Source organism: Streptomyces sp. NPDC006296 (assembly GCF_040613235.1).
Taxonomy (GTDB): Bacteria; Actinomycetota; Actinomycetes; order Streptomycetales; family Streptomycetaceae; genus Streptomyces.
Genome location: NZ_JBEXRT010000024.1, coordinates 83,485 through 108,412, shown reverse-complemented (window position 1 = coordinate 108,412; position 24,928 = coordinate 83,485). Strand labels below are relative to the sequence as shown.

The window sequence follows — 24,928 nt, the reverse complement described above, 5'->3', positions numbered from 1 at the left end:
GGGCGGGGGGGCCGCGGGCCCCGGCCCCCCCCCGCGGGCCGGGCCCGGCGGGCGCCCTCAGCCCGGGTGGGGGGGCACCGGCCCTTCCGCCGGTCACCACGCCTGTCTTGTGCGCTGCGCGTGTCCCGCGCGCCACGCCTGTGTCGTACGCCCGGCGTTTCTCGTGCGTGACGCGCATCCTGTCCGGCTCCGCGTCCGGCTCCTCAGCCGGCGGGCGGGGCCCCGTGCTCCTGCTCGCTCATCGGCGGGGCCTCGTACCCGGCGAGGGCCCGTGCCGCCGCTCCGGCCGGTGCCGGGTCCGCGGACCCGGCCAGCTCACGCAGCAGGGGTACGGCCCGCTCGGCGAACGGCCCGCCGCCGGTGTGGCGGCCGAGCCCTCCCAGCACGTCCGCGCCCAACGCCCGCCGCAGCGGATCCCCGGCCGCCGTCCACGCGGCCGCCGCCTGGAACGTCTCCTCGTCGCCGCGCAGGCACAGCGCCCGGACCGGCTCCAGCCAGTTGTCCAGCCCGGGGCCCCCGCCCCGCAGCGCCCGCACGGCCAGTTCCTCGAACGGGGCCCGCACGTCCAGCGCGTCCTCCAGGAGCGTCATGATCGCCCCGTGCCCCGTCTGCCCGTCCCGGCCGGCGAACGGCTCGCCGTCCCGCAGGAGTTCGACCGTGACGGCCACCCCGCCGTCCACCCGAGTACGGTGCACCGTGTCCGGGTGCTCCCCGTACGCGCGCCGCAGCGCGTCCCGCAGCTCCTGCTCCACGTCCACGCCGAGCATGCGCCTGGCCTCCGCCAGCGCGGGGGACAGGCCGCCGGCGCCGTGCCGGAGCAGGGTCCGCACGGTGTGCGCCGACCCGCGCCGCGCCGCGACCAGCAGCGGGGCCTCGCCCTGCGGGCCGGGCAGGTCCGGGTCGGCCCCGTGGTCCAGGAGGACCTCCGCGACCCGTGCGTGCCCCAGGCCCGCCGCCCAGCGCAGCGCGGTGAAACCGAACTCCTCGCGCAGGTCCGGATCGGCCCCGGCGGACAGCAGCGCCCCGGCGACCTCCGCATGGCCCCCGCACGCCGCCCCGCACAGCGGGAGATCGCCCGCCTCCGGGCCGCTCGCCCTGTCCGGGTCCGCGCCCGCCGCCAGCAGCAGCCGCACCGCGCCGGGCAGGTCCTGCACACAGGCCAGGTAGAGCGCGGTCGTCCCCTCCTCGTCGCACGACTCGGCGGAGGCGCCCGCGCGGAGCGCCCGTACGACCGCGTTCTCGTCGCCGTACAGCGCTTCGAAGAGGCTCCTGGCACCTCCCACCGGACCGTTCGTCATACACCGACCCTACGGTGGGCCCGGTCGCCGCCGTCGTCTCAGGTGTCGCACTCCAGGACGGTGCGGCACAGTCCGCACCGGGCCCGGGTCCGGCCCCGGACCGGCAGCCGGACACGCTGGTGGCAGGTGGGACACCGGAAGGACACCCGCAGACCGTCCGCCCCGCCCTCGAAGGCGTACGGGACGGACGGATCCGGGGCGGAGCCCGGGTGCTCGGCCGCGTACCGGCGGTCCTTCGCGTAGCGGCGCCTGCCCGCCCACCCCGCGGCCGTCAGCGGCGGCCGCCGCAGGTCACGCTCGGCCTCGGCCCGGCCCCTGGTGTACGCCGTGTACGCCTGGGGGCTGGTGAACCACACCGACGGGTCCTCACCGAAGACCGCCGCGCGCTGGGCGAGCACGTACCCGAACTCCTCGGGCGTGAGATAGCCGAGCTTCTGGCTGGAGACCGCGTCCTCACGGAAGGCGTCCAGCAGGAGCCAGCCCGCACCGAGATACGTCGTCACCGTGTCCGTCAGGATCTCGTTGTCCCGGGTACCGGGAAGCTCCAGGCCCAGCCGGTGCAGCAGCACATGGGTGATCTCGTGCGCCAGCGCGGCGCCGATGTCCCTGCGGTGCGTACGGAACCTCTCGTTGAGCTCGACGAAGTACTCCGGGCCGGCGGTGAGTTCGACACTCGCGGCGTGTTCCATCCGCCGGAATCCGACGACGACCCGGGCCTGCGGCAGCCGGAGGTGCCGGACCAGCGCCGCGGCCACCCGCTGGGACCCGAGATGGAGGTCGTCCACGTCGGAGAACGCGGCCTCCGCCGGAGCGAGGCTCGTGGCGTACGCGAGCACGCCGTCGGGGGAGAGCCGCCGGTAGAGCGCGGTGATCGCGGACCGGACCGCGTCGAGGTGCGGGAAGCCGTGGACGACCGGACTCCCGCCGCCGCTCCTGCCGTCGCTCACGACCGCACCCCCATCCATGCGCTCGACGGACCTTCGCCCGCGGGCCGACCCGCCGTCCCCGGCGGGCGCACCGCGCGGACGACGCCCGCGCACCGCGCCGTCCGGCCACCTCCAGTATGCGGAGGTTCCCCGCCGAGCGGGGATGGCGCGTCCGACGCGCCGGGACGGTGCCGGTCCTCCGGTCCGGATCCCACCGGGCGTCCGCGCCTCCCGGTACCGCGTCGCGCCGTACTCCGCCGAGCCGTGCCCGCGCGGTGCCGCGCCGTCCGGGCCCCTGTACCGAGGCGCGCCGCGCCGTACCGCACCGAGCCGCGCCGCCGTGGGGCGGCGGCGCTCCCGCACCGGGCCCGGTTCCGCACCGGCGGGGGAGACCCGCCCGCTCCCGCTCTCCGCCCGCTCCTCCCGGTGCCGCCGGAGCGAACGCGTCCCGCTCCCGGGTACCGCGCGCCCTCGGCATCCGGGGCAGGAACGAACGAAACCGGCCGCCGTACGGGGTGCGTCCGGCCGGTGCACGGCACGGAACCCGCTGGCGGGCGCGGTGCGGCCGCTCGGAGCACGCACGGGGAGCGTGGCCGGAATTCCTGCCTTGTGACAGCGGTGACCGCCTCCCGATAATCGGATCCTCCTTGTCGAGGACATGCCGAGAAGTGGTCGGTTCATGCCCCTGACCAGGACAAGCACACCCGCACGCCTGCAGCGCCACTTCCATCCTGACCCCCCACACGAAAGCAGGCCATCCCGTGAAGCACCTCCTGCGCGCGTTCAAGAGATGTTCCGTCATCGCCGCCGTGGCACTCGCCACCCTCAGCCTCCAGCCCGCGAGCGGCGCCTCCGCCGCCCCCGCGCCCGTCGTCGGCGGCACCCGCGCCGCCCAGGGCGAATTCCCCTTCATGGTCCGGCTCTCCATGGGCTGCGGCGGCGCCCTCTACAGCCCGACCGTCGTGCTCACGGCCGCCCACTGCGTCAGCGGATCCGGCAACAACACCTCCATCACCGCCACCGCCGGAGCCGTCGACCTCCAGTCGTCCTCCGCCGTCAAGGTCCGCTCCACCAAGGTCCTCCAGGCCCCCGGTTACAACGGCGTCGGCAAGGACTGGGCCCTGATCAAGCTCGCCCAGCCCATCAACCAGCCCACCCTGAAGATCGCCACCACCACCGCCTACGACAGCGGCACCTTCACCGTCGCCGGCTGGGGCGCCGCCACCGAGGGCGGCAGCCAGCAGCGCTACCTCCTGAAGGCCACCGTCCCGTTCGTCTCCGACGCCACCTGCCAGCAGTCCTACGGCAGCGACCTCGTCCCCGGTGAGGAGATCTGCGCCGGATACGTCAGCACCGGCGGTGTCGACACCTGCCAGGGTGACTCCGGCGGCCCGATGTTCCGCAAGGACAACGCCGGAGCCTGGATCCAGGTCGGCATCGTCAGCTGGGGCCAGGGCTGCGCCCAGCCCGGCTACCCCGGCGTCTACACCCAGGTGTCGACCTTCGCCTCCGCCATAGCCTCGGCCGCCTCGACGCTCTGACCCCGTCCCGCTCCGCCACCTTCCCGGGGGCGCCCGTTCCTGACGGGCGCCCCCGGGTCCCGTTCGTCCGCACCCCGCCCGCACAGCCGCACCCTTCCGGACAGACCCGTGAGCGACCGGGACACCCGCCGCACACCGCCCCACCCGAGGCCCTAAGCTCGCTGACCATGACCACGAGCGACATCGACGAGCACGTCACCGCCGAACTGAACCGGCTGCGCGGAAGCATCGACAACATCGACGCCGCAGTCGTCCACATGCTCGCCGAGCGGTTCAAGGCCACCCAGCAGGTGGGCCACCTCAAGGCCGCCCACCACCTGCCGCCCGCCGACCCCGCCCGCGAGGCCCGCCAGATCGCCCGGCTGCGCGAACTCGCCGAGAGCGCCCGGCTGGACCCCGCCTTCGCCGAGAAACTGCTGAACTTCATCGTCGCCGAGGTCATCCGCCACCACGAGCGCATCGCCGAGGAATCCACCGGCGAGGGACCCACCCACGAGGGATCCGCGGGCCCCGACGCCTGACCCCGCCACCGGCCGACCGGCCCGGCCCCTCCCACCCGGCCCGGCCCGGCGCCCGGCCCGGGGCACGCCGGACGCGAAGGCCCGCCCGGGCCGCTCCCGCACCCCGACCCGCGCACCCGACCCGCCCGGGCACGCCCCCACGTCCGGCGGCCCGCCGTCAGCCCTGCGAGAACCCCACTGCGGGTCCCCGGACCCGTACGGCAGCATGGGCGCCATGTCCGTACTGACGCGCAACGAAGCGCAGACCCGCGCCCAACTCCTCGACGTACACCGGTACACGGTCGAACTCGACCTCACCACGGGTGAGGAGACCTTCGACTCCCGGACCACCGTCCGGTTCACCGCCCACACGGCCGGGGACACCTTCGTCGAGATCAAGCCGGACACCCTGCGCTCCCTCAGCCTCGACGGACGACCGCTGGACCCCGCACACCTCGACGGCAACCGCTACCCCCTGGACGGCCTCACCGCCGGCCCCCACGAGCTCACCGTCGACGCCACCATGCGCTACTCCCGCACCGGCGAAGGCATGCACCGCTTCACCGACCCCGCCGACGGCGAGACCTACGTCTACACCCAGCTCTTCATGGAAGACGTCCAACGCGTCTTCGCCGCCTTCGACCAGCCCGACCTCAAGTCCGTCTTCGACATCACCGTCACCGCACCCACCGGCTGGACCGTCCTCGGCAACGGCACCACCACCCGGACCCCCGAAGGCCGCTGGACCATCGCCCCCACCCCACCCATCTCCACCTACCTCGTCGCCGTCGCCGCAGGCCCCTGGCACTCCGTCACCACCCACCACGCCGGCCTCCCCTTCGGCATCCACTGCCGCCGCTCCCTCGCCCCCCACCTCGACGCCGACGCCGACGAGATCCTCGACATCACCCGCGCCTGCTACGACCGCTACCACGAGAAGTTCGACGAGCCCTACCCCTTCGACTCCTACGACCAGGCCTTCGTCCCCGAATTCAACGCCGGCGCCATGGAGAACCCCGGACTCGTCACCTTCCGCGACGAATTCATCTACCGCTCCGCCGTCACCGACACCGAACGCCAGACCCGCGCCATGGTCATCGCCCACGAGATGGCCCACATGTGGTTCGGCGACCTCGTCACCCTCACCTGGTGGGACGACATCTGGCTCAACGAGTCCTTCGCCGAGTACATGGGCTACCAGACCCTCACCGAAGCCACCCGCTTCACCGGCACCTGGACCGACTTCGGCGTCGCCCGCAAGGGCTGGGGCTACGACGCCGACCAGCGCCCCACCACCCACCCCGTCGCCCCCGACCCCGACGCCGTCCCCGACACCGCCTCCGCCCTCCTCAACTTCGACGGCATCTCCTACGCCAAGGGCGCCTCCGCACTCCGCCAACTCGTCGCCTGGCTCGGCGAGAAGGACTTCCTCGCCGGAATCAACACCCACTTCGCCCGCCACAGATTCGCCAACGCCACCCTCGCCGACTTCATCGACAACCTCGCCACCGCCACCGACCGCGACGTCCACACCTGGGCCCAGGCCTGGCTCCGCACCACCGGCATCGACACCCTCACCGCACACGTCGAGAACACCGGACACAGCTGGAACCTCACCGTCGACCGCACCGGCAACCGCCCCCACCGCATCACCGTCGGCACCTACGACCACAGCCTCGACACCCACACCGGCGCCGACCAGCTCACCCCACGCGCCCACTTCGACATCGACGTCCCCCAGAACGGCACCCCCACCACCCGGCCCGGCCTCCGCCCCGACCTCGTCGTCCTCAACGACCAGGACCTCACCTACGCCAAGATCCGCCTCGACCCCGACTCCTGGAACACCGCCCTCACCCACCTCTCCGGCATCCCCGACCCCCTCACCCGCGCCCTCATCTGGAACACCGCCCGCGACATGGTCCGCGACGGCCAGCTCCACCCCACCGTCCACCTCACCGCCGCCCGCACCCACCTCCCCCACGAGACCGACCTCGCCCTCGTCCACGGCGTCCTCGGCTTCGCCGCCACCCAGATCGCCGACCGCTACCTCCCGCCCCAGGACCGCCCCACCGCCCTCGCCACCCTCACCTCCCTCTGCCGCGACCTGCTGCGCCGCACCGAAGGACTCACCGCCAAGGACTGGGAACAAGGCCCCGGCACCACCCCCGGAAGCCCCGACCCCGGCCTCCGCCTCACCGCCGTACGCCACTTCATCGATGCCGCCACCCAGCCCGACACCATCCAGGACTGGCTCCGCGAAGGCACCGTCCCCGGCGGACCCGAACTCGACCCCGAACTCCGCTGGCGCATCCTCACCCGCCTCGCCGTCCTCGGCGCCACCGACGACACCGCCATCACCCGCGAACTCGACAAGGACCCCAGCGCCACCGGACAGGAAGGCGCCGCCCGCTGCCGCGCCGCCCTCCCCACCGCCGACGCCAAAGCAGCCGCCTGGCAGGCGATGTTCACCGACGACACCCTCTCCAACTACCTCTTCACCGCCACCGCACAAGGCTTCTGGCAGCCCGAACAGAGCGAACTCCTCCACCCCTACGTCGCCCGCTACTACCCCGACGCCATCGAGCTCGCCGCACGCCGCGGCCCCGCCATCGCCGAAGCCGCCGGCCGCCACGCCTTCCCCGCCCACGCCGTCGACCCCGCCAGCATCCACCTCGGCGAACAGGCCCTCACCGACCCCGCCCTCACCCCCGCCCTGCGCCGCAAACTCACCGACCAGCTCGACGACCTCCGCCGCGCACTCGCCGTACGCGACGCCCACTGAGGCGGGGGAGTCCCCACCGCACCGGGAACCCACCACCCACGACCCACCGCAACCAGGGCCGCCGGAACCGGCCCACCGCACCCCGGGCCCACCCCACCCCGGCCGCCGGACCGTACCCGCCGACGGCCCGCCCACCACCGGCACCCGCAACAACCGTGCCCGGCCTCACCGCACTCCGAGGCCGGGCACCACCACACGAGCAACGAACCCACCGAGAGCTCGCCCGTGATCCCCGGCGGACCACCCGCCACGAATCACGGCACAGCCCCTACCAGCCCCACCGACCCCACCGCCGCCACACCAGGCCGCAGTACCCCTTTCGGGTTCAGATCGTTGGGCTCTTCGGCCGCCCCCTCCGCAATCCGGACAAGCTGGCCCGACCGCCCCCACGCCCCCGAAGGACCACATCACCCATGCCCACCCCGCCCCTCGCCGGAGGCACAGCAGGCCCCGCCCACCTGCGCCCCCTCATCGACACCGTCCTCACCGCACTCCACGACGGCGCCACCCGCCGCGACGGCCCCCTCCCCGCCGGCGGCCCCGACACCGTCACCCACCACCTCCACCACACCACCGGCCCCCTCATCCCCGACCACGGCACCGGCGCCCACCACGCCCTCCGCACCCTCGTCACCGCACTCGCCGAAGGCGCCGCCGACCCCGCACACCCCCACTGCGCCGCCCACCTCCACACCCCACCCCTCGCCCTCGCCGCCGCAGCCGACCTCGCCGCCTCCGCCCTCAACCCCTCCATGGACTCCTGGGACCAGGCACCCGCCGCCTCCGCCCTCGAAACCCGCCTCACCACCGCACTCGCCACCGAGATCTACCCCCACACCCCCCACCCCGACGCCCTCATCACCACCGGCGGCACCGAAGCCAACCAACTCGCCCTCCTCCTCGCCCGCGAACGCCACGGCCCCGTCCAGACCATCTGCGCCGCCAACGCCCACCACAGCATCACCCGCGCCGCCTGGCTCCTCGGCCTCCCCCGACCCATCGTCATCCCCGCCCCCACCGGCGTCATGGACCTCACCGCACTCCACCACGCCCTCCTCCACAACGACGGCCCCCTCCTCGTCACCGCCACCGCAGGCACCACCGACACCGGCCAGATCGACCCCCTCACCGACATCGCCGACCTCACCACCACCCACAACGCCGAACTCCACATCGACGCCGCCTACGGCGGCCCCCTCCTCTTCAGCCCCACCCACCGCCACGCCCTACGCAGCCTCCACCGCGCCCACAGCGTCACCCTCGACCTCCACAAACTCGGCTGGCAACCCGCATCCGCCGGCATCCTCGCCGTCCCCCACCACCACGACCTCGCCCCCCTCCACCACCACGCCCCCTACCTCAACGCCGACGACGACACCGAAGCCGGACTCCCCGACCTCCTCGGCCGCTCCCTCCGCACCACCCGACGACCCGACGCACTCAAGATCGCCGTCACCCTCCAAGCACTCGGCCGCGACGGACTCGCCGACCTCATCGACCTCACCATCGCCACCGCCCACCACCTCGCCGACCTCATCGACGCCCACCCCACCCTCGAACTCCACGACCGCCCCACCATCAGCACCGTCCTCTTCCGCCCCACCCACACCGACGACACCACCGTCGCCACCATCCGCCGCACCCTCCTCCACCACGGCCACGCCGTCCTCGGCCGCGCCCACGCCGACCACCGCCTCTGGCTCAAAGCCACCCTCCTCAACCCCCACACCACCCCCGACGACCTCCAACGCCTCCTCACCCTCGTCACCCACGCCCACACCGGCGCCACCAAGGAAGGCAGCACCCCCCGATGACCGACCGGACCACCCCCGAAGGCGACCGGACCCACGACCTCATCGGCATCGGCCTGGGCCCTTTCAACCTCTCCCTGGCCGCACTCGCCCACCGCATCCCCACCACCCACGGAACCCCCCTCACCACCGCCTTTTACGAACAACGCCCCGCCTTCCACTGGCACCCCGGCCTCCTCATCGAAGGCGCCACCCTCCAAGTCCCCTTCCTCGCCGACCTCACCACCCTCGCCGACCCCACCAGCCCCTGGACCTTCCTCAACTACCTACGCCACCACGAACGCCTCTACCCCTTCTACTTCGCCGAGCAGTTCCACATCCACCGAGCCGAATACGACGCCTACTGCCGCTGGGTCAGCGAACAACTCCCCACCATCCACTTCAACCACCAGATCGACGCCGTCCACTGGAACCCCGACCACGCCCGCTACGAAGTCGACTACACCCGCATCGGCCCCGACGGCCAACCACACACCCCCGGCCACACCCACACCCGCCACATCGCCCTCGGAGTCGGCACCGCCCCCTACGTCCCCGAACCCCTGCGCCCCCTCGCAGAAGCACCCGGCACCCCCGTCATCCACTCCGCCGACTACCTCCACCACCGCGAAGAACTCCTCCGCGCCGACCACATCACCGTCATCGGCTCCGGCCAGTCAGGCGCCGAGATCTTCCTCGACCTCCTCCGCGCCCGCCCCCACGGCAAAGAAAAGATCCACTGGCTCGCCCGCACCGAAGCCTTCGCACCCATGGAGTACTCAAAACTCGGCCTCGAACACTTCACCCCCGACTACACCCGCTACTTCCACGCACTCCCCGAACACACCCGCGACACCCTCGTCCCCCGACAGTGGCAACTCCACAAAGGCATCGACACCGACACCATCTCCGCCATCCACGACGAGCTCTACCGACGCACCCTCCACGGCGGCTGGCCCGACGCCACCCTCACCCCCGGCATCAGCGTCCGCACCGCAGGCCGCATCTCCGGCAGCGGCAACCGCATCGAACTCCACCTCGAACACACCCAACAAGCCACCCGAAGCCGCCTCACCACCGACGCCGTCGTCCTCGCCACCGGCTACCGCGAACGCCCCCTCGACACCCTCCTCAACGGCATCGCCCCCCACATCCGCCGCGACACCCAAGGACGCCCCCGCATCCACACCGACTTCCGCCTCGACCTCGACCCCACCCTCACCGGCAACATCTACGTCCAGAACGCCGAACGCCACACCCACGGAGTCGGCGCCCCCGACCTCGGACTCGCCGCCTGGCGCAGCGCCACCATCCTCAACAACCTCACCGGCACCACCCACTACCCCCTCCCACAACGCACCGCCTTCACCACCTTCGGCCTCACCCCCCACACCACCCCCGCCATCCCCCGCCAAGGCAGCTCACTCACCCCCCTCGCACACGACCACTGACACACCGAGGCGGCCGCCCTCCCGAAGGAGAACGGCCGCCCCACACCACCACCGACCCGACAACCGGATCAGAACACCGGCACACCGTCCCGCGTCAGACGCCAGTCCACCGACGCGAACTCCGCCGGATCCACCGACCCCTTCGCCTGAACCCACCCGATGATCGTGTTCCGGATCTCATCCGAATTCGCCCACAACTGCTTCGCACCCGGCACATGCGGAAAATTACCGCCACCACTCGCACGGTAATTGTTCACCGCGAACACGAACTGCGCCGCCGGATCCACCGGCGCCCCCTCGAACGACAACCCCACGATCCGCGAACCAGCCGGCTTCGCGATATCGATGTCATACGTCACACCCGACACCACGTCGTAGTTGTAATCCGGAATGTTCTCCGCATTCGTCAACTTCGACGTGTCCACCGGCGCCCCCGCAGCCGTCTGCACGTAATACCTAGCCGAGAACTCCAGATAGTCCTTCAACTGCGCACCCGTCAGAAGCCGCGCCTCCAGCGTGTTCTCGAACGGATACAGCCCCGCCGCGTCCTTGATCGTCACCTCACCCGCAGGGATCGCCGCCGTACGCGAAAAACACGCCGCCTGCGACAGCACCGGCAACGCCGCATACTCCCCACCCGCCAGCGCCGACCTCACCGTCTCCGCCTGCACCACATTGATCAGATCGATGACCGGCTCGTCCCTCCACGGCGCATCCGCCGTCGACATCGCCGCCACCGACGTACCGATCACCTGATTCACATACGCCACCACCTTCCGGTGCTCAGCACCCAGCAACGACGTGATCCGCGGATCCTCCTCCACCGTGTTCGAGTTCAGCACCGAAGCGCCGACCTTCTCGACCACCCAGCGGCCCTTCTCCCACACCAGATCGAAGTCGAACAGCGTCAGCCGCTGCCCCCACTTCAACGGCTCCGACAGAACGACCTGCTTCCCCGTCTCCTTGTTCGCCACGAAGTACTCGGGAATCTCCGAATGCGCGTGACCCACCAGAATCGCATCGATCCCCGGCACCTGCTCCGCCACCAGGCCCGCCGCGTTCTCGACGTACGGCAACTGATCCCCGTACGACGACGTACCCGACGACCCCGAATGCGCCGACACGATCACCACGTCCGCACCCATCGAACGAAGCTTCGGCACCCACTTCGCCGCCTGCTCCTCAAGCCCCGGGAACACCATCTTCCCGCCCACATTCGCCTTGTCCCAGATCGCGATACCCGGATTCGTCAGCCCCAGCACCGCCACCCGCACATCACGGCCGTGCGGCGTACGCACCCGCTTGATCACATACGGCGCGAACGCCGGCCGCAACGTCTTCGCATCCAACGCATTCGCACCCAGCAGCGGAAAATCACACTGCTCCTCGAACTTCCGCAGCACCGGAATCCCGTAATTGAACTCATGATTCCCGAGCGCCGCCGCGTCATAACCGATCTTGTTCATCGCCTGCGCCATCGGATGCACCGGACCACGCCGCGCCGTGATCGGATCGACCTTCGCGTAGTAGTACGACAGTTGCGTCCCCTGGATCGTGTCACCCGCGTCGATCAGCAACGTATTGCGCCGCCCACGCTCCTCACGAATCCGGTTCACCAGCGTCGAGATCTTCGCCAGGCCGACGTCGTTGCTCGCCTTGTCGTCGAACTCCTTGTCCGTGAAGTAGTCCCAGTTGAAGACGTTCCCGTGCAGATCCGTCGTCCCCATCACCGTGAACGAGTACCGCTTCGGCGGACGCCCGTGACCGTGGCCCTTCGGCCCCGACGCCGCCGCCGGCCCCGCCCCGACCCCGCCGGCCAGCGTCACACCCGCACCGGCCACGGCCGAGCGGCTCAGAAACGTCCTACGGTTCAACGGCATCCTTGACTCCTCGTTCGAGCGAACAACGCGCGTAGATTCTGGCTCAGCCACCCCCACCCGCAACACCCCGAACAGGTTTCGATCTGGTGACCGGCAACCACCCCGCACCCCGCCGCCCCACCCGACCGACCCCGGCGCACGCTCATCGGAGCGCGCCTCCGCACCAATAAACAGTCCGCAAAAGCCCTTAACCCAAAGGCCGTTGACCAGTCACCCGGAGACAAATACCTACTCAGAGGTAAGGTCTAGGCTCGAACCATGCGCCGAGCAAAAATCGTTTGTACCCTAGGACCCGCAACCGACACATACGACCAGATCAAGGCCCTTGTCGAAGCGGGAATGGACATCGCCCGCCTCAACCTCAGCCACGGCACCTACGCAGAACACGAAGAGCGCTACCGTCACGTACGCAAAGCCTCCGAAGAGACCGGCCGCAGCGTAGGAATCCTCGCCGACCTCCAAGGGCCGAAGATCCGCCTCGGCCGCTTCGCCGAAGGCCCCGTACTCCTCGAACGCGGCGACGCCTTCACCATCACCGTCGAACCCATGGAAGGCGACCGCCACACCTGCGGCACCACCTACCACGGACTCGCCACCGACGTCACCACCGGCGAACGCATCCTCATCGACGACGGCCGCGTCACCCTCGAAGTCACCGACATCGACGGACCCCGCGTCCACACCACCGTCATCGAAGGCGGCATGGTCTCCGACCACAAAGGACTCAACCTCCCCGGCGTCGCCGTCTCCGTCCCCGCCCTCTCCGACAAAGACATCGACGACCTCCGCTGGGCCCTCCGCACCGGCGCCGACATCATCGCCCTCTCCTTCGTCCGCACCGGCCGCGACATCGACGACGTCCACCGCATCATGGACGAAGAAGGCCACCGCCTCCCCGTCATCGCAAAAGTCGAAAAACCCCAAGCCGTCGACCACATCGACGACATCGTCGCCGCCTTCGACGGCATCATGGTCGCCCGCGGCGACCTCGGCGTCGAAATGCCCCTCGAACACGTCCCGATCGTCCAGAAACGCGCCATCAAACTCGCCAAACGCAACGCCAAACCCGTCATCGTCGCCACCCAGATGCTCGACTCGATGATCGACAACTCCCGCCCCACCCGCGCCGAAGCCTCCGACGTCGCCAACGCCATCATCGACGGCACCGACGCCGTCATGCTCTCCGGCGAAACCAGCGTCGGCACCTACCCCGTCGAAACCGTCGCCACCATGGCCCGCATCGTCGAAGCCGCCGAAGAAGACATCCTCGCCAAAGGCCTCCCACCCCTCACCGAACGCAACAAACCCCGCACCCAAGCCGGCGCCGTCGCCCGCGCAGCAGCCGAAATGGGCGACTTCCTCGGCGCCACCTGCCTGGTGGCCTTCACCCAGAGCGGCGACACGGTCAAACGCCTCTCCCGCTACCGCTCCCCGATCCCCCTCCTCGCCTTCACCCCGGACCCCGCCACCCGCGCACAACTCAACCTGACCTGGGGCGTCGAAACCTTCCTCGGACCACACGTCGACTCGACCGACGCGATGGTCGCCCAGGTCGACGAAGAACTGCTGCGCATCGGCCGCTGCCGCAAGGGCGACATCGTGGTCATCACGGCCGGCTCGCCGCCCGGAGTGGCCGGCTCCACGAACCTCGTACGGGTGCACCACATCGGCGAGGACGACAGTCCCGAGTGACCGTCGTCAGTACTTGGGCCCGACGTGAGCGTCCATGAGAGCCACGGACGCCCGTCGGGCTACGGAGATGTTGTACCTCTTGCCCGCCCGGGTGCAGTGGGTCCAATCGATGCCCAGCTTGTCCAGGGTGTCGGTGTAGAGGGTGCGGATGTCGTCGGAGGCGTTGGTGAACCAGTAGCGCGGGTACTCGTAGCGCTTGCGCTCACCGCCGACCAGGCGGGTGGTCCAATTCATGGTCCGGCAGCCGTCGGAGTGGACCAGGCCCCGGACGAATTCCCACGGGTGCGCGTCAACGATGTCCTGCTGCCAGGATTCCAGGACGATCGGGCGTTCGTGCTTCTTGCCGGGCCCATGCTGCGGGAAGACGCACGTCCAGTGCCGCGTATGGGATTTGATCTCGACGCAACCCCCCTTGTGCCGACGCCCGGTGCGTGGCAGGGGCATTACCTTGCGCATGGCGGATTCCGCCTCGTCGATAAGCCCGGGCCAGGTGTCCCCGCAGAAGATCGACAGGTGATGCTGCTTGGGCTTGGAGATGATGTGGCCATCACCGAGGTAAAGCCCCAGGAGATACGCGTATGCCGGCCGGTCGAAATCCCGGCCGGTGCAGATGGGGCAGTCCGTGGGTTGCCTGTGCCGGACCCCTCGTGTCTTGCGGTCCTCGTGCAGCCACCAGCCGATCGTCCCGCGGGGAACGTTGAGCAGCTCCGACGCGGCCCTGTTGGTGACGCCGCTCCGCAAGAGCTTCAGGGCTTCGTCGCGCAATGATGGACTGTGCTGTTCCATGCGGCGGATTCTTGTGCGATCTTCGCAGGCATCTGCCGGACTCGAAGGAATGTTCACCGTCAAGGATGAAGATCGCCAATAAGGTTCTAAACCTTGGAAATGAAGGAGAAGTGCCCCGAGTCGGATTCGAACCGACGCTGTATGGGTTTTGAATCCATGGCCTCTACCGCTGGGCTACCGGGGCTCCTTCGAAACGAAGGATGCGGAAGACCCTCCGTGCCTCAAACATACCGTAACTAGGTAGGCTCTTGGGAGCTGCACCCCTGTCTTGATCAAGGAGCCCCGTGACCACCCCCGAGTCGCCCCAGCCCGTAGACGCCGCCGACGAGGACAAGTCGCACGTCCCGCCGCTGACGACCCGCGTCGTCATCGCCGAGGACGAGGCGCTCATCCGCCTCGACCTCAAGGAGATGCTGGAGGAGGAGGGCTACTCCGTCGTCGGTGAGGCCGGGGACGGTCAGCAGGCCGTCGAGCTGGCGCGGGAGCACCGGCCGGACCTGGTGATCCTCGATGTGAAGATGCCGGTGCTCGACGGGATCTCCGCCGCGGAGAGGATCGCCGAGGAGTCCATCGCTCCGGTTCTGATGCTCACCGCGTTCTCGCAGCGTGATCTGGTGGAGCGGGCGCGGGACGCCGGGGCGATGGCGTATCTGGTGAAGCCGTTCAGCAAGAGCGATGTGGTCCCGGCCATCGAGATGGCGGTGTCGCGGTTCGCGGAGCTGAAGGCGCTCGAGGGTGAGATCGCGGATCTGTCGCAGCGGCTGGAGACCCGGAAGCTGGTGGACCGGGCGAAGAGCATTCTGCAGACGGATTACGGGCTCTCCGAGCCGGCGGCGTTCCGCTGGATCCAGAAGACGTCGATGGACCGTCGGATGTCGATGCAGCAGTTGGCCGAGGCGTTGATCGAGGATGCCGAGGAGAAGAAGAAGTCCGCGGAGTAGGCGGTCGGTGTGCGTGGAGAAGGGCCTGTCCCCGGGTGACCGGGGGCAGGCCCTTCTCCGTGTGCGGGGGTGGTCAGTCCTCGCCGAGGTAGGCCTTGCGGACCGACTCGTCGTGGAGGAGGTCGGCGCCGGTGCCGGAGAGGACGACCTTGCCGACCTCCATGACGTGGCCCTGGTCCGCGAGGGAGAGGGCGGCCTGGGCGTTCTGCTCGACGAGCAGGATGGTGGTGCCCGAGGCCTTGAGCTCGACGATGGTCTCCATGATCTTCTGCATCATGATCGGGGAGAGGCCCATGGAGGGTTCGTCGAGCATGAGCAGTTTGGGCTGGGACATGAGTGCGCGTCCCATGGCGAGCATCTGCTGTTCGCCTCCGGAGAGGGTTCCGGCGGCCTGTTTCCGGCGTTCCCCGAGGATGGGGAAGAGTTCGTAGGCGCGCTGGACGTCCTTCTCGATGCCTGCCTTGTCGCTGCGGAGGTAGGCGCCGAGGAGGAGGTTCTCGGCGATCGTGAGCCGGGGGAAGATGTGGCGTCCCTCGGGGGAGTGGGCGATGCCCAGGGAGACGATCTTGTGTGCCGGGATGCCTGCGAGTGGTTTGCCCTCGAAGAGGATGCGTCCGCCGGAGGGCTTGAGGAGTCCGGAGAGGGTGCGCAGGGTGGTGGTCTTGCCGGCGCCGTTGGTGCCGATGAGGGTGACGACCTGGCCGGCTTCGACGGTGAAGGAGATGCCTTTGACGGCTTCGATCTTGCCGTAGGCGACGCGGAGGTCCTCGACCTCGAGCAGTGCGGTCATCGGGTGTCCTCCTCTTCGGTGTGGTGGGTGGGGGTGTCGGGTGTGGTGGTTGTCGTGGTGCCGGTTCCGGCTGCGGAGGCTTCGGCGGCTGCGACCTCGGCGGCTTCCTCGGCGCCGGGGGCGCCTTCGAAGGGGGTGCCGAGGTAGGCGGCGACGACGCGTTCGTCGCCCTGGACGACGGGTGCGGTGCCTTCGACGAGTTTTTCGCCCTGGACGAGGACGGCGACGCGGTCGCAGAGGTTGAAGATGAACCGCATGTCGTGCTCGATGACGAGTACGGCGATGCCCTGGTCCCGGATGGCGAAGATGAGTTCTTCGGTGACGCGGGTTTCCTGGGGGTTCATGCCTGCGGTGGGCTCGTCCAGGAGGAGGAGGCCGGGGTCGCTGGCGAGGGCGCGGGCGATCTCGAGCTTGCGCTGGTCTCCGTAGGGGAGGTTGCGTGCGAGGTGGTCGGCCTTGTCGGCGAGTCCGATGAACTCCAGGAGTTCCATGGAGCGTTCGCGGCTGGCGTTCTCGGCTTTCTTGTAGCCGGGGAGGCGCAGGAGGGCGGACCAGAGGCCTTCTTTGGTCCTGGTGTGGCGTCCGACGAGGACGTTTTCCAGGACGGTCATGTTGGCGAAGAGGCGGATGTTCTGGAAGGTGCGGGCGATGCCTGCCTGGGTGACGAGGTGGGGCTTGGGCGGCAGGACGGTGCCCTTGTAGCTGACCTTGCCCTCGGTGGGGACGTAGAGGCCGGTGAGGCAGTTGAAGAAGGTGGTTTTGCCGGCGCCGTTGGGTCCGATGAGGCCGACGATCTCGCCTGCGTTGACGGTGAGGTCGACGTTGCGGACGGCGGTGAGGCCGCCGAAGCGCATGGTGACGCCGCTCGCGTCGAGGACGGTGGTGCCGGTGGTGGGTGCGTCGGTTGTGGTCATGGTGGTCACGCCCCCGCCTTCGTGGTGCCGGCGGCTGTTTCGGTGAGTGGGGTGTCCGGCGGTACGTCGAGTTGGCCGGTCTCGTGGAATTCGAGCTGCTTCCTGCGGTCGGCGACGAGGCCTTCGGGGCGGAAGCGCATCAGGAGGATGAGTGCGATTCCGAAGAGGAAGAGCTGGTAGTCCTGCATGAACTGGAGTTTGGCCGGGATGAGGTAGAGGAGTGCGGCGCCGACGAGGGGGCCGCTGAGGGTTCCCATGCCGCCGAGGATGACGGCGGCGAGGAGGAACGCGGAGTTGGGCGGTACGGATCCGGCGAACTGGTACTGCTCGGGGGTGACCGTGTAGGAGACGTGTGCCTGCACGGTTCCGGCGAGGCCGGCGAGGGTGGCGCCGAGGGCGAAGGCGAGCAGTTTGAGCCGGAAGGCGTTGATGCCCATGGCGGTGGCTGCGGTTTCGTCCTCGCGGATGGCGACCCAGGCGCGGCCGATGCGGGATTCTCCGGAGCGTCGGAAGATGAGGACGACGACGGCGGTGAAGAGGAGCATCAGCAGGTAGTAGTTGGCCGACCTGCCGAGGGTGAAGGCGCCGATGTCGTGGCTGGTTCCGAAGTCGAAGCCGAGGAGGTTGAGGTCGGGGATGCTGGGGATGCCCTGGGAGCCGTTGGTGAGGTCGGGGCCGCTGACGCCGTTGAGGGCGTTGACGGTGAGCCGGAAGATCTCTCCGAATCCGAGGGTGACGATGGCGAGGTAGTCGCCGCGGAGGCGCAGTGTCGGGGCGCCGATGACGACGCCGAAGACGAGTGAGGCGGCGGCTCCGGTGAGGACGGCGGCCCAGAAGGGGAATTGGACGCCGATGGGGGAGAGGGGGCTGCCGGAGACGAGTGCTGCGGCGTAGGCGCCGACGCCGAGGAAGGCGACGTAGCCGAGGTCGAGGAGGCCGGCGAGGCCGACGACGACGTTGAGGCCGAGTGCGACGGTCGCGAAGATGAGGATGTTGGCGCCGATGAGGGCGTATTCCTCGTTCTGCTGGGTGAAGGGGAAGCAGAAGGCTGCGACGAGGGCGGCGCACAGGGTGACGTTGCGGTGTTTCGAGGTCAGCGCGGTGACGCGGGCGATGAGTCCGGCCCGGGTGAGTGCGGTGAAGCCGAAGGCGACGGCGATGACGTAGCCGATGAAGAGTTCGGCGTATTCGGTGTCGATGCCGTAGGTGAAGACGTGGAGTGCGATGCCGAAGGCGACGGCGATGATGAGGATCTCGGCCCAGGAGGGGAGTGCTTTGGCGCGTCGGATTTCGCGTGGGCTGGAGCCGAGGCGGATGTAGCGCCAGAGCGGGTAGGTGATGAGGCCGGTGATGATGGTGAGCGCGATGAAGCTCGGCCAGCTCCACTGGGGCAGCGATTCCTTGGTGTGCCGGTCGAGGGGCAGGCCGAGGGCGCTGATCGCGGTGAGGAGCGAGACGACCATGGCGACGAAGCCGCCTGGTTCGAGGTTGGCGAGTCCGCCGAGGTCCACGGCGATCGCGATGGTGGTGAACCAGGTGGTGGCGAAGGCGCCGAGGGCGGCGAGGAAGACCGCGTTGTTGCTTCGGGAGGGGTTGACCCAGCCGAGGCCGCGTATGCCGTAGCCGGCGATGGCGAGGAGCAGGGTGAGTGCTGCGCCGATGAGGGTGAGGACCTGGAGGCCGCCGGGGTATCCGTAGACGGTGAGGTCGCCGGGGAAGGCGTCGGTGTAGGTCCAGGCGAGGAAGGTGGAGGCGATGGTGAGTGCGGCGCCTCCGGTGGTGGCTGCGCGTGCTGCTGCCGTGGGGAGGGCGATGACCGGGGTTGTCTCGGTGGTGGTCGTCATGGTCATCACGCCCTGTCCGCGACGCGTTCGCCGAGCAGGCCTTGCGGGCGGATGAGGAGGACGAGGATGAGGAGCACGAAGGCCCATACGTCCTTCCAGGCGCCGCCTCCGAAGAGTTCCATGCCCGGGACGTCGCTCATGTAGCCGGTGGCGAGGGCTTCGGCGACGCCGAGGACGACGCCGCCGAGCATGGCGCCGTAGATGTTGCCGATGCCGCCGAGGACGGCTGCGGTGAAGGCCTTGAGGCCCATGATGAAGCCCATGCGGAAGCCGATCTGGCCGTTCTTGAGCCCGTAGGCGACGGCGGCGACGGCGGCGAACGCGGCACCGATGGCGAAGGCCATGACGATGATGCGGTCGGTGTTGATGCCCATGAGCTTGGCGGTGTCGGGGTCCTGCGAGGTGGCTTGCATGCCGCGGCCGGCGCGTGTCTTGGAGACGAAGAGGCCGAGGGCGAGCATGCAGAGGGGTGCGGCGATGAGGACGAAGAGGTCGCCGCGCTGGATGTGGGCGCCGAAGAGGTCGATCGCTTCTCCCTTGAACTGGGGGAAGGAGCGGTCCTTGGTGGCGTTAGGGTACCACATCCAGATGGCCTGCTGGAGTGCGAGGGAGAGGCCGATGGCGGTGATGAGGGGGGCGAGGCGTGGTGCGGTGCGCAGGGGGCGGTAGGCGAAGCGTTCGGCTGCGACGCTGACGGCGACGGAGCATATGACGCCGCCGGCGATCATGAGGGGTATCGCGGCGAGGAGGGAGAGTCCGGACGGAAGCCCGAGGTAGACCGTGAGGGCTCCGAAGCCTCCGATCATGAAGATCTCGCCGTGTGCGAAGTTGATGAGCTGGATGATTCCGTAGACCATCGTGTATCCGATCGCGATGAGACCGTACATCGCGCCGAGGATGAGTCCATTGGCCAGCTGTTGCGGCAGTTCGTTCACCGCAGGGCCTCCGTGGAGTGGTTCGGATATGGCGCCGCGCGGGAGTGCTCGTAGCGCTCCCGCGCGGTCTGTTCGCTTGTGCCGGGTGGGTCGTGGGGGTCCTTGGGGGACCTACTTGACGGCCTCGCTGAGCTTGGAGGTCCACTTGCCGCCGGTGACCTGGTAGGCGGTCATCATGGTGTTGGTGGTGTCGCCGTACTCGTCGTAGGAGACGGGGCCGGTGACGCCGTCGAACTTGACGGTCTTCATGGCGTCGAGGACCTTGGTGCGGGCGTCGTCGGGGAGCTTGCCGTCGTTGTCGGCGACGACGGACTTGACGGCCTCGATGATGGACCAGGCGGCGTCGTAGGTGCTGCCGCCGTAGGCCTCGTAGGCGTCCTTGTAGCCGGCAGTCTTGTAGTCGGCGATGAACTTCTTGGCGGATTCGAGTTCTTCGACGGGCTTGCCGACGGAGGTGGCGATGTCGCCTTCGGACTTCTTGTTGAGCTTGATGAAGTCGGCGCTGTACATGCCGTCGCCGCCCATGAGGGGGATCTTGACGCTGTCCTTGAGCTGCTGGCTCAGGGGGGCGCCGGCGGGGTATTCGCCGCCGTAGTAGACGGCCTTGGCGCCGGAGCTCTTGACCTTGGTGACGACGGAGTTGAAGTCGCGGTCGTCGGGGTTGATGTGGTCGGCGCCGACGATCTTGCCGCCGAGCTCGGTGAAGGTGGTCTTGAAGGAGGAGGCGAGGCCGGCGCCGTAGGGCTTCTGGTCGTCGATGAGGTAGACGTCCTTGATGTTCGCGTTCTTGAACAGGTAGTTCGCGGCGAACGCGCCCTGGATGGCGTCGGTGGTGGAGGTGCGGAAGTAGGCCGCGTAGGGGCGCTGCTTGTCGCCGCTCTTCCAGTTGTTGCCCTGGGTCAGCTCGGTGCCGGTGTTGGCGGGGGAGACCTGGGTGAGTTTGGCGTCGGTGAAGGGCTTCTGCATCGACTGGGCGACGCCGGAGTTCAGCGGGCCGACGACGCCGAGGACGTCCTTGTTGCCGATGAACTTCTGGGCGTTCTGCTGGCCGACGGAGGGCTGGGCCTGGTCGTCGAGTGCCTGGATCTCGAAGGTGACGCCGGGGACGGTCTTGTCCTTGTTGGCGGTCTGGACGGCGAGGTCGGCGGAGTTCTTGATGCCGAGGCCGAGGGCGGAGAGGTCGCCGGTCAGGGGGGCGTCGACACCGATGACGACGGTCTGGTTGTCGCCGCCGCCGCTGCTGTTGGCGTTGTCGTCGCGCGATCCGCAGGCGGTGAGGGTCAGTGCGCCTGTGGTCAGCACTGTGGTGAGGATGAGCAAAGAACGGTGTCGCACGAAAGGTCCTTTCCCTGGCGCGGCCTCCTCTGCTGAGGTGCCGTGACGATCGCCGGGCCGTACTGGTCGAGACAGGGCCGTGCAGCAGACGCGCCCGGCGGCGCGGTGACTGGCCGTGACTCTAGGCGTAGCTGAGGGGGTGCGGGTCGGGTCCGGTGATGATGTGACTGTCTTGTTATGCCGTGGGGAAGGCTTGTTGGCCGCAGTGTGGAGGTGTAGGGCATTTGCCCGGTCGGTGGGGTGACCGCATGGTGAGAACCCGCAGCTCTGCTAAGGGGCTTGGGGTGATCTTGGTGCTGTCGCGGGATCGGGGGTGCGGGGGGGGTGGGGTGGGGGGTGTCCGGGTGGGGCGGGGTGAGGGGTGCGACGTTTTGCGTGTATTGCGCACATGTTACGGAGTGTTACATGTGTGGGATGTGTGCGGCTCCGGGTGCGGGTGGGGTGGCTGCTGGAGTGGCGGGTGGGACGGGTGGGGTGGTGGGGGTGTTGACCGTGTGTGTCCGTGGAGTCCGCCGGTCCGCTTCGGATATGGGTCTGCCCGGTCCGGAATGCGGTGTGCTTCCGGGCCGGGCAGGGGTGGTGGTGCGGTGAGGGGCGGTCAGTCCGCTGAGGGGCGGGGTGCGTCGCGGAGCAGGCAGGTGAGGCGGGCGGTGCAGACCCGCTTGTCGTGCTCGTCGGTGATGACGACCTCGTAGGTGGCGGTGGAGCGGCCCCGGTGGACGGGGGTGGCGACGCCGGTGACGAGGCCGTTGCGGACGCCGCGGTGGTGGGTGCAGTTGAGGTCGACGCCGACGGCGATCTTGCCGGCGCCGCCGTGCAGCATGCTGCCGACGGAGCCGAGGGTCTCGGCGAGTACGGCGGAGGCGCCTCCGTGGAGCAGTCCGTAGGGCTGGGTGTTGCCTTCGACGGGCATGGTGCCCACGACCCGGTCGGCGGACGCTTCGACGATCGTGACGCCCATGCGCTCGCCGAGGTGTCCCGCGGAGAACAGTGCGGGGAGGTCGACGCCGAGTGCCGCGTACTCGTCGATGATCTCCTGGGGGAACGTGGGTGCGGTGTGCTCGCCCATGGGGTCCGGCTCCGATCGTGTGCGGTCGTCCGTTGCTGTGTGCACTGTTCTTATCAGACGACTGAGCGTGCGCTTAGGGGGCTGCGGGCGTCTCGAACCGGACGACGACGGATTTGCTGGCCGGGGTGTTGCTGGTGTCCGCGGTGGCGCCGAGGGGGACGAGCACGTTGGTCTCGGGGTAGTAGGCGGCGGCGCAGCCGCGGGCGGTGGGGTAGTGGACGACGCGGAAGCCGGGGGCGCGGCGTTCGACGCCGTCCTTCCATTCGCCGACGAGGTCGGTGTAGGAGCCGTCGGCGAGGCCGAGGGCGTGGGCGTCCTCGGGGTTGACCATGACGATGCGGCGGCCGCCCTTGATGCCGCGGTAGCGGTCGTCGAGGCCGTAGATGGTGGTGTTGTACTGGTCGTGGGAGCGCAGGGTCTGGAGCAGCAGGCGGCCTTCGGGGAGTTCGGGGTACTCGACCGGTGCGGCGGTGAAGTTGGCCTTGCCGGTGGTGGTGGGGAAGCGGCGTTCGTCGCGGGGGGCGTGGGGGAGGGTGAATCCGCCGGGGCGTGCGACGCGGGTGTTGAAGTCCTCGAAGCCGGGGACGACGCGGGAGATGCGGTCGCGGATCGTGCCGTAGTCCTGTTCGAAGTCCTCCCAGGGGGTGGTGGAGGCGGGGCCGAGGACGGCGCGGGCGAGGCGTGCGACGATCGCGGGTTCGGAGAGCAGGTGGGGGCTCGCGGGGGTGAGGTTGCCGCGTGAGGCGTGGACCATGCCCATGGAGTCCTCGACGGTGACGAACTGCTTCCCGGTGGCCTGTACGTCCTTGTCGGTGCGGCCGAGGGTGGGCAGGATCAGGGCGCGGGTGCCGGTGACGGCGTGCGAGCGGTTGAGTTTGGTCGAGACGTGCACGGTGAGGCGGGCCCGGCGCATGGCGGCTTCGGTGACGTCGGTGTCGGGGGTGGCGCCGACGAAGTTGCCGCCCATGGCGAAGAAGACCTTGGCGTCACCGTCGCGGAGTGCCTGGATGGAGCGGACGACGTCGTAGCCGTGGTGCCGGGGCGAGGTGATGCCGAATTCCTGGTCGAGGGCGTCGAGGAAGGCGGTGGAGGGCCGTTCGAAGATGCCCATGGTGCGGTCGCCCTGGACGTTGGAGTGGCCGCGGACGGGGCAGACGCCGGCGCCGGGCCTGCCGATGTTGCCGCGGAGCAGGAGGAGGTTGACGACTTCGCGGATGGTCGGCACGGAGTGCTTGTGCTGGGTGAGGCCCATGGCCCAGCAGACGATGGTGCGCCGGGAGGCGAGGATCATGGCGAGCGCCTGCTCGATGGTGGCGCGGTCGAGGCCGGTCGCGGTGAGGGTCTCGTCCCAGTCGGCGGCGCGGGCGGCCTCGGCGAACTCCTCGTAGCCGTGGGTGTGTGCGGTGATGAAGTCGGTGTCGACGGCTCCGTCGGCTTCGATGATCATCTTGTTGAGGAGGCGGAAGAGGGCCTGGTCGCCGCCGATGCGGATCTGCAGGAAGAGGTCGGTGAGGGCGGCGCCCTTGAGCATGCCGCGTGCCGTCTGGGGGTTCTTGAAGCGTTCGAGGCCGGCCTCGGGCAGCGGGTTCACCGAGATGATCTTCGCTCCGGCGGTCTTGGCCTGTTCGAGGGCCGAGAGCATCCGGGGGTGGTTGGTGCCGGGGTTCTGTCCGGCGACGATGATCAGGTCGGCCTGGTGGAGGTCTTCGAGGCTGACGCTGCCCTTGCCGATGCCGATGGTCTCGGTGAGGGCGGAGCCGGACGACTCGTGGCACATGTTGGAGCAGTCGGGCAGGTTGTTGGTGCCGAACTCGCGGGCGAGGAGCTGGAGGAGGAACGCGGCCTCGTTGCTGGTGCGGCCGGAGGTGTAGAAGAGGGCTTCGTCGGGGGAGGCGAGCGCGGTGAGTTCCTCGGCGATGATCTCGAAGGCGCGTTCCCAGGTGACGGCCTCGTACCGGTCGGCGCCCTCGGGGAGGTACACGGGCTGGGTGATGCGTCCTTGCTGGCCGAGCCAGTAGCCGCTGCGTGTGCCGAGGTCGGCGACGGGGTGGGCGGCGAAGAAGTCGGGGGTGACGCGGCGCAGGGTCGCCTCCTCGGCGACGGCCTTCGCGCCGTTCTCGCAGAACTCGGCGGTGTGGCGTTTGTCGCCCTCGGGCCAGGCGCAGCCGGGGCAGTCGAAGCCGTCCTTCTGGTTGACCTTGAGGAGGGTCTGCGCGGTGCGCCGCACGCCCATCTGCTGCTGGGCGATGCGCAGGGTGTGGGCGACGGCGGGCAGACCGGCGGCCGCGTGCTGGACCGGGTCGATCTGCGGGGCGTCCTGGACCGGGTCTCCGGTCGGGGGCTTGGTGGCCATGGTGCTCCCCTTCGAGCGCTTGCGGGGGCGCGTCCTCGTCCGTACGCGCCCTGTCACGTCTTCCTACGCCTTGACTGCCTTCGATCCTGTCATGCACG

At 69.5% G+C, this 24,928-nt stretch carries 18 protein-coding genes and 1 tRNA gene; 7 read left to right on the top strand and 12 right to left on the bottom strand.

Features of this window, described 5'->3' with window-relative positions; all coding sequences use genetic code 11:
• Positions 1-203: 203 nt before the first annotated feature.
• Together ABZ172_RS18740 and ABZ172_RS18735 are read right to left on the bottom strand one after the other, a co-directional pair.
• Positions 204-1,298, bottom strand: coding sequence for an ankyrin repeat domain-containing protein (locus ABZ172_RS18740; protein WP_356884825.1), 1,095 nt, complete (start codon positions 1,296-1,298; stop codon positions 204-206).
• A gap of 38 nt (positions 1,299-1,336) precedes the next feature.
• Positions 1,337-2,263 carry a hypothetical protein gene (locus ABZ172_RS18735; protein ID WP_356884824.1) on the bottom strand — a complete coding sequence of 309 codons (927 nt, stop codon included), beginning with the start codon at positions 2,261-2,263 and terminating at the stop codon, positions 1,337-1,339.
• Positions 2,264-2,985: 722 nt separating this feature from the next.
• Between ABZ172_RS18735 and ABZ172_RS18730 the strand changes: the two genes are divergently transcribed.
• From ABZ172_RS18730 to ABZ172_RS18710, 5 genes are all read left to right on the top strand, one after another.
• Entirely contained in the window at positions 2,986-3,765 is a 780-nt protein-coding gene (locus ABZ172_RS18730; RefSeq protein WP_356884823.1) for a serine protease, read from the top strand.
• Between the two features lie 167 nt (positions 3,766-3,932).
• A complete protein-coding gene (locus tag ABZ172_RS18725) occupies positions 3,933-4,286 on the top strand; it encodes a chorismate mutase (protein ID WP_356884822.1) in 354 nt (117 codons plus the stop codon).
• A gap of 214 nt (positions 4,287-4,500) precedes the next feature.
• On the top strand, positions 4,501-7,050 hold the full coding sequence (gene pepN / locus ABZ172_RS18720) for an aminopeptidase N (protein WP_356884821.1): 2,550 nt from the start codon (positions 4,501-4,503) through the stop codon (positions 7,048-7,050).
• A gap of 413 nt (positions 7,051-7,463) precedes the next feature.
• Complete coding sequence (locus ABZ172_RS18715) at positions 7,464-8,864, top strand: pyridoxal-dependent decarboxylase (protein ID WP_356884820.1); 1,401 nt, start codon at positions 7,464-7,466, stop codon at positions 8,862-8,864.
• Positions 8,861-10,291, top strand: a complete 1,431-nt coding sequence (locus ABZ172_RS18710) for a SidA/IucD/PvdA family monooxygenase (RefSeq protein ID WP_356884819.1) — start codon at positions 8,861-8,863, stop codon at positions 10,289-10,291. Before ABZ172_RS18715 ends, ABZ172_RS18710 begins: the two co-directional genes overlap by 4 nt.
• 68 nt (positions 10,292-10,359) lie before the next feature.
• Here the strand turns inward: ABZ172_RS18710 and ABZ172_RS18705 are convergent, their stop codons facing one another.
• Complete coding sequence (locus ABZ172_RS18705) at positions 10,360-12,171, bottom strand: 5'-nucleotidase C-terminal domain-containing protein (RefSeq protein ID WP_356884818.1); 1,812 nt, start codon at positions 12,169-12,171, stop codon at positions 10,360-10,362.
• Positions 12,172-12,429: 258 nt separating this feature from the next.
• Between ABZ172_RS18705 and pyk the strand changes: the two genes are divergently transcribed.
• Positions 12,430-13,863, top strand: a complete 1,434-nt coding sequence (pyk, locus tag ABZ172_RS18700; protein WP_356884817.1) for a pyruvate kinase — start codon at positions 12,430-12,432, stop codon at positions 13,861-13,863.
• 6 nt (positions 13,864-13,869) lie between these two features.
• On the opposite strand, the gene ABZ172_RS18695 is transcribed toward pyk, so the two are convergent.
• Together ABZ172_RS18695 and ABZ172_RS18690 are read right to left on the bottom strand one after the other, a co-directional pair.
• Positions 13,870-14,649 carry a helix-turn-helix domain-containing protein gene (locus ABZ172_RS18695; protein WP_356884816.1) on the bottom strand — a complete coding sequence of 260 codons (780 nt, stop codon included), beginning with the start codon at positions 14,647-14,649 and terminating at the stop codon, positions 13,870-13,872.
• Between the two features lie 111 nt (positions 14,650-14,760).
• Positions 14,761-14,833: transfer RNA gene (locus tag ABZ172_RS18690), tRNA-Leu, on the bottom strand.
• Between the two features lie 100 nt (positions 14,834-14,933).
• Between ABZ172_RS18690 and ABZ172_RS18685 the strand changes: the two genes are divergently transcribed.
• Positions 14,934-15,590 (top strand): response regulator, encoded by a 657-nt coding sequence (locus ABZ172_RS18685; RefSeq protein WP_356884815.1) that lies wholly within the window; start codon positions 14,934-14,936, stop codon positions 15,588-15,590.
• Positions 15,591-15,663: 73 nt separating this feature from the next.
• Here the strand turns inward: ABZ172_RS18685 and ABZ172_RS18680 are convergent, their stop codons facing one another.
• The 7 genes from ABZ172_RS18680 to ABZ172_RS18650 form a co-directional block, all read right to left on the bottom strand.
• Positions 15,664-16,380: an ABC transporter ATP-binding protein gene (locus ABZ172_RS18680; protein ID WP_356884814.1), complete on the bottom strand. Its 717-nt coding sequence runs from the start codon at positions 16,378-16,380 to the stop codon at positions 15,664-15,666.
• Positions 16,377-17,294 (bottom strand): ABC transporter ATP-binding protein, encoded by a 918-nt coding sequence (locus ABZ172_RS18675; RefSeq protein WP_356884813.1) that lies wholly within the window; start codon positions 17,292-17,294, stop codon positions 16,377-16,379. Before ABZ172_RS18675 ends, ABZ172_RS18680 begins: the two co-directional genes overlap by 4 nt.
• A gap of 5 nt (positions 17,295-17,299) precedes the next feature.
• A complete protein-coding gene (locus tag ABZ172_RS18670) occupies positions 17,300-19,138 on the bottom strand; it encodes a branched-chain amino acid ABC transporter permease (RefSeq protein WP_356884812.1) in 1,839 nt (612 codons plus the stop codon).
• A 5-nt stretch (positions 19,139-19,143) separates the two neighbouring features.
• Positions 19,144-20,073 (bottom strand): branched-chain amino acid ABC transporter permease, encoded by a 930-nt coding sequence (locus ABZ172_RS18665; RefSeq protein WP_356884811.1) that lies wholly within the window; start codon positions 20,071-20,073, stop codon positions 19,144-19,146.
• Between the two features lie 111 nt (positions 20,074-20,184).
• Positions 20,185-21,393 carry a branched-chain amino acid ABC transporter substrate-binding protein gene (locus ABZ172_RS18660; protein ID WP_356884828.1) on the bottom strand — a complete coding sequence of 403 codons (1,209 nt, stop codon included), beginning with the start codon at positions 21,391-21,393 and terminating at the stop codon, positions 20,185-20,187.
• Between the two features lie 613 nt (positions 21,394-22,006).
• Positions 22,007-22,477, bottom strand: a complete 471-nt coding sequence (locus tag ABZ172_RS18655) for a hotdog fold thioesterase (protein ID WP_356884810.1) — start codon at positions 22,475-22,477, stop codon at positions 22,007-22,009.
• Between the two features lie 73 nt (positions 22,478-22,550).
• Positions 22,551-24,830: an FdhF/YdeP family oxidoreductase gene (locus ABZ172_RS18650; protein ID WP_356884809.1), complete on the bottom strand. Its 2,280-nt coding sequence runs from the start codon at positions 24,828-24,830 to the stop codon at positions 22,551-22,553.
• Between the last annotated feature and the right edge of the window lie 98 nt (positions 24,831-24,928).